Source organism: Alkalimonas mucilaginosa, assembly GCF_036327005.1.
Taxonomy (GTDB): domain Bacteria; phylum Pseudomonadota; class Gammaproteobacteria; order Enterobacterales; family Alteromonadaceae; genus Alkalimonas; species Alkalimonas mucilaginosa.
The window spans coordinates 328416-344674 of sequence record NZ_JAUGZK010000001.1 but is presented as its reverse complement, the minus strand read 5'-3'; the positions used below and the strand labels follow the sequence as shown (position 1 = coordinate 344674).

Genomic DNA, 16259 nt, shown 5'->3' with positions numbered 1-16259 from the left:
AAACATTGGTTAAAAGTTGCATAGCACTCGTACTCGTCTGGAAAGTAGTACTGGCGGATGCGCTGGCGCAAGATATCCTGCTCACACTGCATGCGGATCCTTATATCACACCCAGCCAAAAAGAACTGGTCACCTTTGGTCTCCCGCTGGCACCAGGAATACTGACCGATCCTAGTCAACTTCATATATACCAAGATGGGCAACCGCTGGCAAGAGCGGCAAGAGCGGGCTTACTGTGGCATTGGCGCGATCAAAGCATACGTTCCTTGATTATACAGCTCCATCAGATGGATATGACTCAGGGCTCTGTACAGCTCACACTTACAATAAAAGCATCTCCGGTTGCAGCAGATCTTATTGTTGAAGAACAGCCACATTCTCTTGGCTGGGCTAAAGCCGATCCCATCAATTCAGGTATCTTCCACCCGCGCGTCTATGCACTTCACAGCCCGGATTATTTAGCAACGACAGCTTTGATCCCTCCTTATGCCCCAATCTCAGGGCACACCCACCTCACTGAGTTCTTGTCCGGTCAGTTCAGCCACTGGGCCGGCTCACTGAACTACCAGGAATCACGTGCTGCAGACTGGCTGTTTGACCGGCCAAGCGCTTTTTTTAAAGCCTACATGGCCAGCGGGGAGTTGCGTTATTTAAGGGAAGCTTTTTTATCCAAACAATTTTATTTTCAATATGTTCGCAATGACGGGAGTCTACCAAGCCGCGGTGGTGGCTCAGGCTGCTGGACCTTTAAAACGGTATCTTGTGCCGATGGTAAATACATTTACGCTCAGCCAGCAAAGCTTGCATTGGCGCTCAGTGGCGATGACTCACAATGGGATCCTCCCCTAATCGTGAATATGGCCTTGCAAGCAGATCTAGGTAACCATCAACCCAATACCCGACAACGAATTTATCGAGAGAACCAGCCTTTTACCGAGCGTGCCGCTGGACTGGTGGGATTAACAGAGGTGCATGCCTTTGAAATCACCGGTGAAGAACGCTTGCTGTATCACTTCAATGAACGGCTCGACCATTTGTATGCAATGCAGAACGAAACAACCCGATGGGAGCGTTTTAATAACTGGCTGCCTAAAAGCGGTGCCTTTGTTCATGCCTGGAGCGTGCATGAAGGGCATGAACGGGAAGCTCAAGCGGCTACCGGCCAAACCGATAACCGTCGTTTCTCCCCCTGGATGTCAGAAAATATTGCCGACTTTTTATGGCACAGCTTCCAAATAACCCAAGACGAGCGGATACCCGGGATGCTAAAGCGCCTGGGAGATGCCATTGATCGTTACGGTTTTCGCAGTCGGTATCTGAGTGGTGAGCAGTTGGAAGCTCAGTACGAAGCCAGATTCGATGCACAGAGCAGACGAGCCTGTACAGGTGCCTCTGATTTGGCCACCGATTTACTGTACTCCGCCTCCCCTTTTGCTTCCGATAAGGCCATGATCGCAGCGCACGAACAGTATCACTGGACTGACAAACATAACATTCAAATCATTTTGCCACTGGCTCTGGCCTATCACTTTTCCGAGGATCCGTCAGACAGAAAACGTTTAGCCGCCCGTATAAGCCACATTCAAGCGCAGTGGACACAAAATGAAAGCCAGAACTGTGCAGGCGTATTTGGCAATACCTATCGAATGTGGAATTGGCAACATCGTTCGAACTCGCTTGCTACCTGGTTGTGGGTACAAAACCACTAACGCTGCTTCGAGATAAGTTCCTGCAAGCTGGCTTGCAACCTGCCTCGAAGCGGAGCTCGAATGAGCGAGTAGTAACATACCAGGGCCGCGGTAATCACAATGACCGGAGCTTTTACCAAAAACTCCAGCCAACTGGCTTCAGGGCGCCACAGAGGCAGATGCATGCTTAACAAAAACGCCAGGGTGAATAACACGGACAAACTTAACAAACCAGGCAACATTGCGGTCCATGGTAATTGCAATATTCTGTTTGCCTGCACACACAAGCCTGCCGTAAACACCAACGCATTGATCACAACCGCAGCCCAGGCTATGCCCATCAGACCGAATAAGCTCCCCAATAACAGCATAAAGCCAACTTGTAAAACCGCACCTATCAGATGCAGCGGCACCAGTTTATGATGACAGGCATGAGCGATAAACAACTGGCTCAGTGGTATGGTATATGCTTTAAACAGCACCGCGAGAAATAACACAGGCAATAACTGCTGTGATTGCCCAAAGCCCTGCCCCAGCCACAGCTCAATGAAAATCGGGCCACAAACCAGGCCTGACAGCAACAACACACCATGAAAAAACAAACTTAACTGAATGCTGTGTGCTGCGATCTGTTCAGTGAGCATACCGCTATGCTGCTTACGAATCAAAAAGGGCTGTAAAGAGCCGAGTACCGATCGGGTCAGCATCTCGGCCTGTCGCACTAATCTATCGGCTACTGCATAAAAACTTACGGCACTGAGGTTTAACAGGTGACTGATTAGCAGTGGCTCTGAGTTGGTACGAATAATCCTGCTGGCATCCAACAAAAAGACATGCCGGCCGAATACATACAACTCCTTGATTGCACGCCAACTCACCAACTGCCATGAACAACGTAAATCCGGTTGCAGCCTGTATCCGAGCACAAATCGCGCAAGATGCGCCAACAAGTCTGTGCCAAGAGTAGCGAATACCAGCGCCATTAAACCAAACTCAGTGACAAACACAACCATCAATACTGAGCGCAGAATGGTCTGCACGATGGAAATCTTAGCATCTAAGTCAAATCGTAAGTGACCACTGTAGATCCCATGCATCGCATTGGCAATCATATCGGTGACGACTTTGATTAACAGGATAAGCAGGGCAAAGGTCGCCAATGCCCTGAAATCAGGCTCTACCCCTAGCCAAGCTGGATTAGTAGCCAACAGAAAAGTGCAGAGTAACGCAGGGACTGCCAGACCGGCAAACAGCAGCATCCCGGTTGAAAACAAGCGCTGAATTGAGCATGCGTCCTGTCGTTCAATGGCCTGTGCCATAGCTCGTTGAATAGCAGTAGCAAAGCCAAAATCAAATACCGGGAAAATAAAGATAACGGACAACAGCAACAGCCATAAACCATATTGGCTAGTCCCCAATGCCGCAAGCAGGATGGGAGTCAGCAGCAAGGCAGTGGCAACGTTTATCAGGTTTTCAAGCACCCGATAAAATGAACTGCCAATCAGCTGGCGCTTCATACCGGCTCGCTGCAACTTTGACTCATTATAACGACACCTTCAAGGTGCCATAGACCATGAAGACCAAAATCCAGGATGCAAGCCCGCAATAAAGCGCTGTTTTATAAGTGAGTAAGGCCTTAATTTCAGGCGCCCATTTCATTACCCGGTAATGTGCAGCAATATTCATACCTATAAAGATGAATAGCAACAATATGTAAGAGCGGCTTAGGAAAAAAGCAGTGACAAGATAAGCAATCATCGAGAAAAACAAAGCCGTACTGATTTTAATTTCATTCAGGATCAGTTCTTTTTGAGGATGATTGGCAAAACGCTCTACTGGTAGTTTAAAAATTTTATACCCAATATAAACGGTTAATGCTAAAGCCCCTCCCCACAAGGTATAACCCAAAGTCCCTAACTCGGAAGCAACGAGGATGTAGGAGTTATGAGCCGTCCGGCCATGCCAGTCCATAAAATTGCCTTTACCGATACCAAACACCGGGTTCCCAAGCAGATAATGCACCCCATCGTACCAGGCATATAGCCTCGCACGAGCTGAAGCTTCATCGGAACTTAGCCCTCCAAACTGCGAAAGCAAGGTAGCCACTACTGGACCAAGTGTAATACCAGCCAGGATCATGCGGGTACCGCCATAGCGTAATAACAGATAAAAGCCAAACAAAGCCGCTGTGCCCAGCACGGTTCCACGAGAGCCAGTAATATAAACACCATACATAAACACCGCAAAAACACCCAGGCAAAGTAACTTCATCATCGCCCCGCCCCGGTGGAAAAAGTAGGCCACAAAAGGAAGGTTCATCACGATCAGCATGCCTAAATCATTCGGATCCTGGAAAATTCCAACGTAAACAATACGGCGCAAATCACCGGCCACAGCCTGGGTACCCGTCCAGCCAAAAGCATCATAGCTTGTGTACTGAACCCAGCCATTATGAATCATGATTAAGGAAGCCGTGATAGACAACAGCATCAACTTGGTTTGCCGCGAGGCAGTACTTACGACAGAGGCAAACAGAAAAAGAGGCAAAATCGATGATATCAGCATACCCTGGGACTCAACCAGTCCCTTGGTACCCCAACCATTGAGCAAAGCAGAGACGCTGATCACAGGAAGCATCAGCAATAACATGGTTTGCTGTATGCTCCAGCGTAAAGGTCGGTGCACCAGCAACGCAGTAGCGGTGCCCAAAATGGTAAAAATCATAATAATCGGAAAACCGATTAAAAAACCGATGAATTCCTGTGGCCGAATCAACACGAAAGTGGCATATAGAAACAGGAAAAAAAACACAATGGATGAGCTCTGCTCTTGTGGCAAAGTTTGTTGCTGCGCCTGTTGGACAGCTTGTACCCTAACGTGCGTCATATCGTCGCCTTAATGAATCCGCTTCTTTGCAAAGCTGCCCTACCATTATACATCCTGGGCATGATCCAGGTATGCTTCTACCAAAGCCGCAAACTGTTCACCAACTTGTCGGCGTGTGTACCTGAATCTATCTACCGCCACAACCTGATGCTGACGCGCCTGCGCAATCCCTTGCCGGATGGATTCTTCATTGCCGTATTCCGCAAACACGACATTCGGTTCATGCTTTAAAAGCTGGTGGGTTGCACTGCCATGATTGGTGATTAAAAGTATTGTTTTTTGCAGCGCAAGATACTCAAACACCTTACCTGGCACCTGGTTTTCAAACAAGTCTCCCTGGATTACCACCAGCACAGTAGTTTTAGCAGCATAACTGAGTGCATCAGTTGCGGGCATGTATGGGGTAAACCCAACAAAGTCAGTATCTGGCAGTGTTGCCAACAATTCTTTGGTAGATTGATACGGCGGGTCGCCTATAAAGCGCAGCTTAATGCCAGGCTGCATCTTGCTTACAACCCGAATAAGCGCATTGATATCCCGTCCAACTTCATAAACCGAGCCAGTATGCAGCAGTTCAATGTTGCCATCGACTGGCAATGAGGTCTGAATACTGGCTGCGATGTCATCACAACCATTGCTGATGACCTGCACAGAATCAGGCAAGATGCCAAGCTTTTCACAAATCAAGGTCTTACTTCGCTCTGTGGTAGTGATGGTCTTCACACTGTACTTTGCAAAATCAAAGAACTCTGGCTGAATTCTGTGTTTGCTACTGTACATCCACCAGGGCGGATCCCGGTAGTCGGCAATCCACGGTAAACCAAACTGTTTTGCAATGCTGTATGCTACGGCATGATTGGAAAAAAATGGATAGCTGGATATCACCAAATCAAAAGACGCTTTCCGGTGCAAGTTATTGGCTTTTTTTACGGCAAGGTGACGCCAGAGGAAAAACCGGTCTGCCGGATTAAAAGACTTAATCAGCGTTCGAATTCTGCGGATCCAGTGTCTGAGCTCGGGCGTCCATACTTGAATGACAGCAACCTTTGCATGCGGTGCAGGGTAGGAAGGATCAATAAACGAATAGCTGTTTGCCGAAGCACACAAAACTACGACCTGATGCCCTGCCTGAGCAAGCGCATTGGCAGCAGTATAGGTTCGGCCGACGCCGCCGCCGCCGCCGGGAGGAAACTCAGCAGTAATAAATAAAATCCGTTTTGGATGCATAAGACTCACCTGATAATGCTTTGCTTAACGTTTTTTCAGTTGCCGCACGAGTGACCATGCTTCTGAAAATAAGCTACCTGCCGGCGCGACAACATGTTGCAGCAACAGGATCGCAAGATAAATAAAAGCCCCTATCATGACTTTCAGCAATAGCAACAACCATAATGGCTCTACAAAAGCAGCCGTATAATCCCCCAGAACCCTTACCCCAAAGAACATCAGAATCGCTGCGCCTAAAGGCAGGGCATACACATGCAAAACGGAAGTTAACTTAAACTGCAGCAAGTGTGCCAGGAAGCTATAGGACACCACAGAGTAAACAATCGCATTGGCTATCATGACATAGGCGATCCCTTGAAGGCCAGCAAACTGAAATGCCAGGTACAAACAGGGAATATAACCAAGCGTTAAAACGAACATGATAAAAAAGCACAGTCTTGGCCTGCCTAACGCAACAAAAATACTTTCTACATTCTGGCTGCCGGCCCTGACAAAGCCATAAATAGCCAATAAACCCAGCAATGGCGCAGCAGACATCCACTGACTGCCAAGCAAAACGGCTACCAACTGTTCTGAAACAGCCGCCAGGCCAAAAGAAACCGGAGCAACCACCAGCACAATCAAGCGAGACATTCGAAGAAAAAAACGGCTTAATTCGGCCGGCTTTTCGTTCAATTTCACATAACCAGGGTAAGCGGCCCGCGACAGAGGATAAAGCAGCTCGGTCGTTGGCAAGTTGGACACCTCATAGCTTATCGAATAAAAACCAAGCTGTTCAGGCGTTGATAAACGGCCAATCATTAAAGCGGGTGCATTGGTATTAAAATACACGGTCACATTTCTAAGGAGCAACCACTTTGAAAATGAAAACAACTCTCGGGCTTCACGAAGACAAAACCATGGCCGATACGGATGCATCCAGAAACTAAGCACCAGCTTTGCCAGCACATTACTGTATATGCCAAGCAAAAGGGCCCAGTAACTTTGCATCCATAATGCTAAGCTCACAGTGACTACAAATGATACCGCTTTCGCATAAGCATCGAGTTTAAACTCACTTTTCAGGTCCAGCTCTTTTCGATACAGCACAAAGCCAATGTTCTTTGCACTTTTTAATAAGGGCAATAAAGCAATTGCTTGCACTACCTGTACAAGCCGGGGGTCGGCAAAGTAAAGAGCAATCGCATGACTACCAAAGAACAGCAACAAGGTTAAAGCGAGACCTGACAGTAACTTACAAGTCCAGGCACTGTTTAAGGTGGTACTTGTCACCTCTTTTTTCTGAATAATGTTGATATCAAAGCTAAAGTTAAAAAGGATTTCCAATAAGCCAACCATGATCATGGTTGCAGCAATCACACCAAAGTCATCAGGTGCCAGGATCCGGGCGAGGATAAGAATACTGATAAAACCAAGGCTTTTAACAATGAAACGACCCGCTATCGACCAGATCGTTCCTACTGCCACTTTGCGACCTAACTGATGCTCTCCAGAACTCAAAATTTGTGCTCCGATCCTGTGAAGGCAGCAATTCTGTATAGGGATAAGGCTTCAGAGCAGAGAATCACAGTAATTTCCTCCATGAAATAAGCTTGTGACGAAATAATGGCAATAGTAAGCTGTGTCCAAAGCTAGGAGCAACAATTGTGAGCAGGTTATCCTAAAGCTTTGTGGTAACTATGATGCCATGAGCCCTCAAATTGAACAACTCTCTTTCGCACAATGAGCCGCTAAATGACGCAATTGATATGCCAGATTGTCCACTCACGTACTGAATTTACTTCGGTCATGCAGCAGTTGGAGCATTTTCTTGGAAGTCAGCCAGAGTACCCGCTGTGTTGCTCTTTGGATTGGCTGGATGCATGGCTGCAGCATTACTCCATGGGTGAAGATACATTGTGGATGCAGTTGCATTACGCGAGCGACCAACTGGTTGCCTTCTACCCATTGTATTTAAAAAAAACACCACTTGGGACTGAGCTCAGATTTGTAGGAACCGGAGAACCTGAAATCGCTGAGGTCTGTAGTGAGTTCCAGGACTTTGTAATTACCAAAGGTTTTGAGCAATCCAGTTTGGCGCTATTCTCTGCCAGCCTGAAACCTATGACATCCATTAAAAAAATCATCTTTGACAATGTACTGGCAAATGCGATTAGTCTTCACTGGTTGCAACAGCACCCTCCTAAGAACTGGCACTACCATCAACAGTATCACGGTAAGCGTTTTGTATTACCCATTCTAGCGGAGCAGCACCAGCAAATTGACGCACTGCGGCAAAGTACACTACGCCGCTACGCCAGACGTTTTTTTGAGCAAACCGCCATTGAAATGGATGTCTGTACTGAACATAAGGATATCATGCTTTTCTTTGCCGACTTGACCCGGCTGCATCAACAGCAATGGCAACGTAGAGGAAAGCCAGGCGCATTCAGTACGGAGGTGTTTCAGCAGTTTCATCAGGCTCTGGCTGCACAACTTCTGGAGCGTGAACAGCTGCTGTTATTTCGTATTCATCTACACGGCAAGTGCATCGCAGCCTATTATGGTTTTTACCATCAGGAATGCCTTTACTACTACCAGAGCGGTATTGAGCCGACGCCAGGCCTCCAGAACATTGGTGTTGGCATGCACCTGTTGGCCATGTCCCATGCTCGCAATAAAGGATGTAGCCATTACGATCTGATGCGGGGTAATCCTACCGGCTACAAAAAAAACTACAGCAATCAGACGCAGCAAGTTTATACCGCAGAGGCAACAACAGCCATACTGAGCACACTTCGCACCTGGAAGAAGCAGTTAAAACAGATTTGCCACAAGATACTGCCTTGATATAATGCAGCAACCGTGCAGATATGAAATCTGGAAGTGCTCGGAAGCATGCGTGCAGCGTCCGACACCCCTTAAAAGGAATTTATGAAGACTCGTTTGCAACAGCTACTGAATAGCTGGAAACTGTTTAAAGCCATGCCGGTGGTCACCATTTCACTGCAACTGGCTGCAACAGATAACACCCATGCCTTTTACCGGAGTATTACCGAGCAGTTTTTTAAAGATGCCAATCGTCGGCATCGAAAGTTTCCTTTATTTAAAAGCATGGTACATGGTGTCGCCATGTGCGATATCTCGAAAGGGTTTGAGCATTACCTGAGCAGTATCGAGAGCTCAGCCAGACGCAACTATAAAAAAGCCTTGCGCAACGGCTTCACCTCCCGCCCTATTGATTACAACCAGCATCTGGATGAAATCTGGGCTATCCGACGCTCGACCCCGGTGCGCCAAGGCGAGTTACCAGACTCTTTCTTGAACACGCCCCCAAAGAAGCGTACCGACCCAGCCAGCACCAGCCCCACCCACGATTACCGTTACTTTGGGGTGTTCGACAAAGAGGGTAAGTTAGTTGCCTATGCGGGTTGTTTCATTGCCGGTGAGCTGATGATGATTGAACACATCTATGGTCACCACGAATTCCAGCCTTATGGTGTTGTGCCAATGTTGCTCATCGCCATGGCGCGTCATGCAGAAGAGGAGCACCCCGCCGTGCGCTATTACGCCTACGGCACTTTTTTTGGTGCCAGCCAGAGCATGCAGCGATTCAAAAAGAAGTTTTGTTTCTACCCGCATAAAGTCAGCTGGCAACTGTAAAATTTCAGCGCGTGAAATAACCGATAGCCTCAGGAAAGCCAGACTTTCGAATGACCTGCTGCATGGGTTGATTGAGCTCGGAGGTATCAATATAAACGGCTTGGCATTGGCGCTCAGTGAACAGCCAATGCACGGCTGCTTTCAACGTTTTGGTTGCAAGTCCTTTCCCTTGAAAAGAGGCCAGAGTATTGACAGGGCCAATGACGGCATCGGTGTTATCTACCTGATATAATTTACAATAACCAAAGGTAATGATGCCGTAACTTTGGATCTGGCCGGCCTGCTGGTAAAAATAAATCGCTTTGTCACCGCGAAGCAACTTAATAGTAAACTTACAGAACTCTTTCGTACCTAGTACCCGTAGCAACGACGGGCACCATCGTACAAGCTGGCCAAACGAAGTCACAACCAGCACAGGCTCAACTTCAGCCGCTGACCACGCTTGTTGACGCACACAGTAAATAAACTGCTTCATGGCAAAGCTATAACTGCGACTGCAAGCTAAACTCCTGCAGGATTTTTGGCATGGTCAGTTCCAACGGAATTGGTTCCGCGACTTTCTGATGACTTCGCCCCTGTTGCGATACCCAAAACACACCATGCGGATGGTGCATGCCACTCTTTAGGCTATCCGCCAGGTAGAATACCTGATGAAAGGACTGACTTCGCCCATCCTGCTCAAAGGTAGCTTGCTCAGGTACTAGGGTAGAAATACGACAACCACCAAACACATCATGGCCTTCAAGCCGTAATGAAAACAAAGGTCCACCATTGAACGTCATGGCTTGCAAGCGCTCAAAGTTTGCTTTCGCTGAAGCGGCATCATCACACAGCAAATGAAATTGATGCGACATCACAGGGCTTACTTTTTGCACACCGCTTAGGCCAAACACTGCTGGGATTTTCTGCATATCGTGTGGCCGGTAGAAACGCTTGCCACCCTCTTCATCTTTCAAGGTGTAGGGTTGCTGGCTCAGAGCTGAAGATAAAATCACCACGGTATCTTTATCCGCCAGCTTGAGTACCTCACCTATCAGCGCATCGTGATTTTTGTAAGCATAAAGCACTGCTCCACCGTATTTTTTTATCTCGGTGTCAGAGGGCTTTAGTGGAAACTTTTCCGGCTCCATGTAACGCCAAAACTTGTGCTGAAAATGCGCCGTACTGTTGGAAAAGAAGGTAGCAAAGTGTGGCTTTTGCTGCTGATACACGTGTTTAAACACATCGAACTGCAACCAGTCGAGCACCGTGGCTTTTTTCCAGCGGTCTTCGGCTTTGGTCAGTTGCTTCCACAGCATGCCTGCTAACTTTTTGCTGGTTGTAAAGCTCAGACCATGGCGCAGCATAAACCACAGAAAACGCACATAATCACCGGCAGATAACTTAAAGTTGGTATTGCTGTGCTCCTGAACATTGGCACGAACAAATTGATAAAATGGCTGCAGGCTGTGCGGCGATGCCATCACATCGATGCTCCATGGGTCAGGCAGCGCTGTGATCTTAGTATCACTGGCATCCCATTTGGTATTCATGCTACCACACAACCAACTGGTTTTATTGTGCTTGGCCAACACATCCCAAATAGAGTCATGCTGTAGATTTTGTGCTTGCCCTAAGCGAAACACCTGATGCTTTTCATATGGCAAGCCAGTATGCAGTGTTACCCATTGGATCCATGGCTCTAAATATTCCACATCGCATTTGGCGTCGGTCACATAGACATCGGCACTTTGGTGCAGCTTAGAAAAGTTCGGTAACTCACCGGCTTGCATAAAGCGGTCAAGTAATTGAGGGCAAAGTTCATTGAATTCAAGCAGAATCACGCGCTTACTATCATCCATAATAGAGTCCTACTGATTTTTGTCATTTAGGGTGCACTTCATGGTTTATTTTACACCAATCAGCCCTGGATGCACCAAATACTGGCGCATTAAATAAGGAATCTTTGAGCTGGCGCAAAAGATACGTGGATTGATCAACAGACGACAGACACCAGCATTTAAGCTAGACTAGCTCTTTGACTATCCGGTTTCCAGAAGAGGCTGCTATGACCAGATATTTTTTACTGTCAATGCTTATTCTGACAATGATGCAACTTGCAAGCTGTACTGATGAGTCTGCACTTGCCGCTTCTACAAACACGGAGGTACCACCGTCAACAGGTGCCGAAGGTAATAACGGGAATAGTGAAACATCACCGGATTTTAGGGCAGATGCAGCAACTACTTTGTTCTTATTACCAAACCGAATCGACAGAATCAGAACTCTGATAACCAACGATGACAGTGCCTTAAGTGCAATGCAGCACTGGTTGGATACCTATCTGGGAAGAACGCCCTACAACAGCGGAGAATATGCCAAAGCCTATGCTCTTGGCTATCATCTGACCGGCAATGAAGCCTATCTTGAGCAAGCCAAAACCTTGCTATGGCAACGTTATTATGCGGATCCTGAAGTCGGTTGGGCTGAATACAAAAACCGCAATAGATTTCGTACCGATGGAAACAGAGCTGCTATCGGCTACGCCTGGCTTCGCTTTGCATTCTCAAACGAAGAACAAGCCATTGCAGAAGCACATATCGCAACATGGGTACAGCATTGGTTAGATTACACCCATCATAACAATGATTTTGTAGGATTGCGCATCACAGATACCGACGAAATTACCTCAATTGCAGGTAACCTCACTATGTTTGGCTACTTATTGCAACAAAGCCCTGCTCATGCTGAGCTGGGAGAGCTAAGCCTGGCTGTCGCTGATACCATGTTTGACCGCTTCATCGTCGATTATTACATGAATGATATTATGCAAGGTGGAGCCTGGGCTGAGGGGTCTGCCTATAGCCAGGGCACTCAAATCCACTGGATGCGTGCTGCTTTAATCAATAAAGATCTGCGCGGAAAAGAGCTTCCTTTGCATTATATTGAAAAAACAGCAGAAGCTTTACTGCACTTTAATTTAGCCGGCTTTACCGGTGTCTATCAGTATGGCTCGGTAGAACAGGGGCAAGACTATCAACCTGTCTTGCGGGATAAACGCTATCAGTTTTCCATGTATCTGTTAGAGCTCCTGCAGGAATCACCACTGCAAGCCACATTCCAAGACTGGCTTGAGCATCTCATAGAGCTGCAAGGCCATAAAATCACATCTTTGTACCCAGGTATAGAGCGAACTTTATTTTATCAGCCCCCGGGCTCAGGAGCCGTCCAATTAATACCAAGCATGCATCTGTCCAAAGGGGTGGGTTTAATTAGTGCCAGAACAGGCTGGGACTCTGATGCAACCAATCTATTCTTTATCAACCGAAGACACCGCGTCGATCACGAACATTCAGATGCACTTAATTTTGACCTGGCACACAGAGGTACTTGGATCACCAAGCAGGTCACAGCCTATAGTGCCGCTGGGGCTATTGGTAATGCCCATAACACCCTTTTGATTGAGAATGCCAGCCCTGTGGGCTCATCCAACCCGACCATGAGAGCTTTAGCCGATCCTTTTTATCGCAGTTTGCATCAGGATCAGAAGACGATTTTGATCTCGGCCGAAGCAGCCTGTGCTTACAATATGAGAGGCTACTTTGGCACTGTCTATGCGAAGTCCGTCAACCGACAACTGGCTTTGATTGGCGAACAGACCCTGGCGATCTTTGATACCGTGCATACATTGCCGGAACAAACTCGTGACCTGATACGTTACAAACCTGAGTTAGGGTTGCAAGAAGGCGATGAGTATATCCGGCAAGTAACAGTCAATCAGCTATTTCAGGGCCAACCGCTGCCAGAAACATCCCGGCTACAGAGCTTTCGTATCCAGACTAATGAGATGATCGGCTATTATCAGGTTGCCTGGCCAGAACAGGCTAGTATCCAAGTCATCGATGGTGAAGCATACTGGGCCAATGAGCCACAACACTCGGTACCAGATAATCAACGTAAGTGGCGTTTGAAAATAAGTCCATCACAACCTCAGGTCCATACGGAAGTTCTAACCTTCTTTGAATTCGAGGGAGGAGCCGGCAAAGCACCATCAATATACAGCAATGCCGCTAGCACTGAACAGCTGTTGTTTGACACGGCGTTCCAACCACAAGAAAAATTCTTGCTCACCAGTGAAAATGGTACCCTTAATTCCGATCATTGGTTTGGAGCCGGTTTTGTGAACGAAGGCACGTTAATCTTGTTCAGCCGCCATCCCGACCAGCCTAAAGAAAGCTTTCTTCAACTAAGTCTTCCTGACGGTGTTTCGATCGAGTCGCTGTATATTCTTGGTTGGCAACCGGAGGCCATGATTCAGTTTGATGTCACTCAACAAGGGCGCATCATCGAAATCACACCTACAAACAGTCCAGCCAGCAACACCTATCAGGCCACAACAGATGGCTTACTCAGAATAGAGCTATAGGATGAACGGGCGGCTGCCTCTTTCCTAAGAAAAGCCAGCGGAAAGTAAGCAGCCGTCGCAGTATCAATAAACGGAATGAGTTAACGACTTAGTTGCAGGTACCAGCTCATCGCTTGCGCCAGCCCTTGCTGAACTTTGTACTCCGGCTGATAACCCAGCATTGTTTGTGCTTTGCTAATATCAGCCTGGGAGTGGCGCACATCACCAGCCCTGAAATCCCGGTACACCGGTGCTTTGCTATAGCCCACCCCATGTTGCTGTAAACTTTGCTGAATCGCGCTAAACAACTGATTCAAACTGGTGCGATCACCAACAGCCACATTAAATACTTCACTGCGCTCTAGCTGGGTCACTGCCGCCAGAATGTTGGCCTGCACCGCATTGGCAATAAAACAAAAATCGCGGCTGGTTTCACCATCGCCATTAATCGCCACATCATCGCCGGCAATCATAGCAGCAGTCCACTTCGGGATAACAGCCGCATAGGCACCGTTTGGATCCTGACGCGGGCCAAACACATTGAAATAACGCAGACCAGTGCAATGAAATTGATAAGTGCGGGAAAATACATCCGCATAGAGCTCATTGACAAATTTGGTCACGGCATAAGGAGACAATGGCTTGCCAATGGTATCTTCTACTTTGGGCAACGCCGGGTGATCGCCATAGGTCGAGCTGGAAGCAGCATAGACAAAGCTCTGCACCTTCGCATCGCGGGAGGCAATCAGCATGTTTAAAAAGCCGGTAATATTGGCAGCGTTGGTACGGGCTGGATCTTCAATCGAGCGCGGCACCGAGCCGAGCGCCGCCTGATGCAGCACATAATCCACTCCTTCACAGGCTTGCTGGCAATGATCTGGCTGGCAGATATCACCTTCGATAAATCGAAAACGCTGCCATTGCTCTGGTGTTACCAGCGCCTTAACCTGATCCAAATTGCGCTGATAGCCAGTCGCGAAGTTATCCAGGCCAACCACGTACTGATCATGCCGCAGCAACACCTCCAACAAATTGGAGCCAATAAAGCCGGCACAGCCTGTGATCAGCCATCGTTTCGGTGCTTGTTGTAAAGATTCCAGCGTTTCCAGATACACACTCATGGTTCTCATCCTTGGGTTAAAAGCGCAGTTCTACCTTGGCAGGGTCCAGCACATATTTCAGGTCGTACAACACATGGTTATCTTTGGCAAAGCCCAGGATCTGCTCGGTTCCCATGTCTTTAAATGCCTGGTGGGCAACAGCCAGGATCACCGCATCATAGGCTGAATGCTGTGGTGTAGCACAAAGTTCAATGCCGTATTCATGCCGTGCATCCTCGGCGGATACCCAGGGATCGTACACATCGGCCTGCATACCATAATCCTGCAGTTCGTGCACCACATCGATGACTTTGGTATTACGAATATCCGGGCAATTTTCTTTAAAGGTTAACCCTAACACCAATACCCGGGCACCCTGTACCTGAATGCGCTTTTTCAGCATGGTTTTGACCAGTGAGGATACCACAAACTTAGGCATGCCATCGTTAATGCGCCGGCCGGCCAGAATCACTTCCGGATGATAGCCAATCGATTGTGCTTTGTGCGTCAGGTAATATGGATCCACACCGATGCAATGGCCACCAACTAATCCTGGACGAAATGGCAAGAAATTCCATTTGGTTCCGGCAGCCAGTAAAACTTCCTCGGTATCAATATTCAACTTGCTAAAAATCACTGCCAATTCATTCACCAGCGCAATATTCAGATCGCGCTGCGTGTTTTCTATGACTTTTGCCGCCTCGGCAACTTTGATACTGCTAGCCTTGTAGGTGCCTGCCGTAATGATGCTGGCATAGACCTGGTCGATAAAATCAGCGACCTCTGGGGTAGAGCCAGAAGTTACTTTTTTGATGCTGGTTACCCGGTGCTCTTTATCACCTGGATTAATCCGCTCCGGACTGTAGCCAGCAAAGAAATCCTGATTAAAACGCAACCCTGACATACGCTCAATCACCGGCAGACAGTCCTCTTCAGTCGCGCCAGGATAGACGGTCGATTCATAGACCACGATATCGCCGGCTTTGATGACCTTACCCAGGGTTTCAGAAGCTTTAATCAACGGCGTTAAATCAGGCTGGCGGTGCCGATCAATCGGGGTAGGAACCGTGACAATAAAGAAGTTGGCTTGTGCCAGTGCAGCAGGATCGCTGGAAAAACTCAAATACTGAGCTTCGGCCAGTTCCGCTGTATCTACCTCCAGCGTATGATCAATCCCCTGCTGTAAGGCTTCAATCCGTTTCGGCTGAATATCAAAACCCAGGGTGCTAAATTTTTTACCAAACTCGACTGCCAGAGGCAAGCCAACATAGCCCAGACCAATAACGGCAATTTTCAGGTTTGCAAGTGAGAATCCGTGGTTCATAGTTCATC

General features: G+C 47.8%; 12 protein-coding genes. 4 read left to right on the top strand and 8 right to left on the bottom strand.

Going from position 1 to position 16259, the window contains the following annotated elements; genetic code table 11:
- Positions 1–5 precede the first annotated feature (5 nt).
- The gene (locus QWF21_RS01485) at positions 6–1709 is read left to right on the top strand and encodes a hypothetical protein (protein ID WP_330086260.1); all 1704 of its coding nucleotides are present in this window, start codon (positions 6–8) and stop codon (positions 1707–1709) included.
- On the opposite strand, the gene QWF21_RS01480 is transcribed toward QWF21_RS01485, so the two are convergent.
- The 4 genes from QWF21_RS01480 to QWF21_RS01465 are packed head-to-tail and all read right to left on the bottom strand — an operon-like array spanning position 1706 to position 7301.
- Positions 1706–3220: a lipopolysaccharide biosynthesis protein gene (locus QWF21_RS01480; RefSeq protein WP_330086259.1), complete on the bottom strand. Its 1515-nt coding sequence runs from the start codon at positions 3218–3220 to the stop codon at positions 1706–1708. The genes QWF21_RS01485 and QWF21_RS01480 overlap by 4 nt on opposite strands.
- A 10-nt stretch (positions 3221–3230) precedes the next feature.
- Positions 3231–4574, bottom strand: a complete 1344-nt coding sequence (locus QWF21_RS01475) for an O-antigen ligase family protein (RefSeq protein ID WP_330086258.1) — start codon at positions 4572–4574, stop codon at positions 3231–3233.
- 45 nt (positions 4575–4619) lie between these two features.
- Positions 4620–5801: a glycosyltransferase gene (locus QWF21_RS01470; RefSeq protein WP_330086257.1), complete on the bottom strand. Its 1182-nt coding sequence runs from the start codon at positions 5799–5801 to the stop codon at positions 4620–4622.
- Positions 5802–5825: 24 nt separating this feature from the next.
- On the bottom strand, positions 5826–7301 hold the full coding sequence (locus QWF21_RS01465; RefSeq protein ID WP_330086256.1) for a lipopolysaccharide biosynthesis protein: 1476 nt from the start codon (positions 7299–7301) through the stop codon (positions 5826–5828).
- Positions 7302–7535: 234 nt separating this feature from the next.
- Between QWF21_RS01465 and QWF21_RS01460 the strand changes: the two genes are divergently transcribed.
- Positions 7536–8630 carry a GNAT family N-acetyltransferase gene (locus QWF21_RS01460; protein ID WP_330086255.1) on the top strand — a complete coding sequence of 365 codons (1095 nt, stop codon included), beginning with the start codon at positions 7536–7538 and terminating at the stop codon, positions 8628–8630.
- An 84-nt stretch (positions 8631–8714) separates the two neighbouring features.
- Positions 8715–9443 carry a GNAT family N-acetyltransferase gene (locus tag QWF21_RS01455; protein WP_330086254.1) on the top strand — a complete coding sequence of 243 codons (729 nt, stop codon included), beginning with the start codon at positions 8715–8717 and terminating at the stop codon, positions 9441–9443.
- Between the two features lie 4 nt (positions 9444–9447).
- On the opposite strand, the gene QWF21_RS01450 is transcribed toward QWF21_RS01455, so the two are convergent.
- Positions 9448–9810, bottom strand: a complete 363-nt coding sequence (locus tag QWF21_RS01450) for a GNAT family N-acetyltransferase (RefSeq protein WP_330086253.1) — start codon at positions 9808–9810, stop codon at positions 9448–9450.
- A 115-nt stretch (positions 9811–9925) separates the two neighbouring features.
- Positions 9926–11284 (bottom strand): alkaline phosphatase family protein, encoded by a 1359-nt coding sequence (locus QWF21_RS01445; protein WP_330086252.1) that lies wholly within the window; start codon positions 11282–11284, stop codon positions 9926–9928.
- 458 nt (positions 11285–11742) lie between these two features.
- On the opposite strand from QWF21_RS01445, the gene QWF21_RS01440 reads away from it, so the two are divergent.
- Positions 11743–13848 carry a hypothetical protein gene (locus tag QWF21_RS01440; RefSeq protein ID WP_330086251.1) on the top strand — a complete coding sequence of 702 codons (2106 nt, stop codon included), beginning with the start codon at positions 11743–11745 and terminating at the stop codon, positions 13846–13848.
- A gap of 80 nt (positions 13849–13928) precedes the next feature.
- Here the strand turns inward: QWF21_RS01440 and QWF21_RS01435 are convergent, their stop codons facing one another.
- Positions 13929–14948, bottom strand: a complete 1020-nt coding sequence (locus QWF21_RS01435; RefSeq protein ID WP_330086250.1) for an SDR family oxidoreductase — start codon at positions 14946–14948, stop codon at positions 13929–13931.
- Between the two features lie 16 nt (positions 14949–14964).
- Positions 14965–16251: a Vi polysaccharide biosynthesis UDP-N-acetylglucosamine C-6 dehydrogenase TviB gene (gene tviB, locus QWF21_RS01430; RefSeq protein WP_330086249.1), complete on the bottom strand. Its 1287-nt coding sequence runs from the start codon at positions 16249–16251 to the stop codon at positions 14965–14967.
- Positions 16252–16259 lie beyond the last annotated feature (8 nt).

Coding starts and splice junctions, on each gene's coding strand:
- QWF21_RS01475 (WP_330086258.1), bottom strand. CDS start 4,574: ATGACGCACGTTAGGGTACAAGCTGTCCAACAGGCGCAGCAACAAACT.
- QWF21_RS01470 (WP_330086257.1), bottom strand. CDS start 5,801: ATGCATCCAAAACGGATTTTATTTATTACTGCTGAGTTTCCTCCCGGC.
- QWF21_RS01460 (WP_330086255.1), top strand. CDS start 7,536: ATGACGCAATTGATATGCCAGATTGTCCACTCACGTACTGAATTTACT.
- QWF21_RS01455 (WP_330086254.1), top strand. CDS start 8,715: ATGAAGACTCGTTTGCAACAGCTACTGAATAGCTGGAAACTGTTTAAA.
- QWF21_RS01445 (WP_330086252.1), bottom strand. CDS start 11,284: ATGGATGATAGTAAGCGCGTGATTCTGCTTGAATTCAATGAACTTTGC.
- QWF21_RS01440 (WP_330086251.1), top strand. CDS start 11,743: ATGCAGCACTGGTTGGATACCTATCTGGGAAGAACGCCCTACAACAGC.
- QWF21_RS01435 (WP_330086250.1), bottom strand. CDS start 14,948: ATGAGTGTGTATCTGGAAACGCTGGAATCTTTACAACAAGCACCGAAA.
- tviB (WP_330086249.1), bottom strand. CDS start 16,251: ATGAACCACGGATTCTCACTTGCAAACCTGAAAATTGCCGTTATTGGT.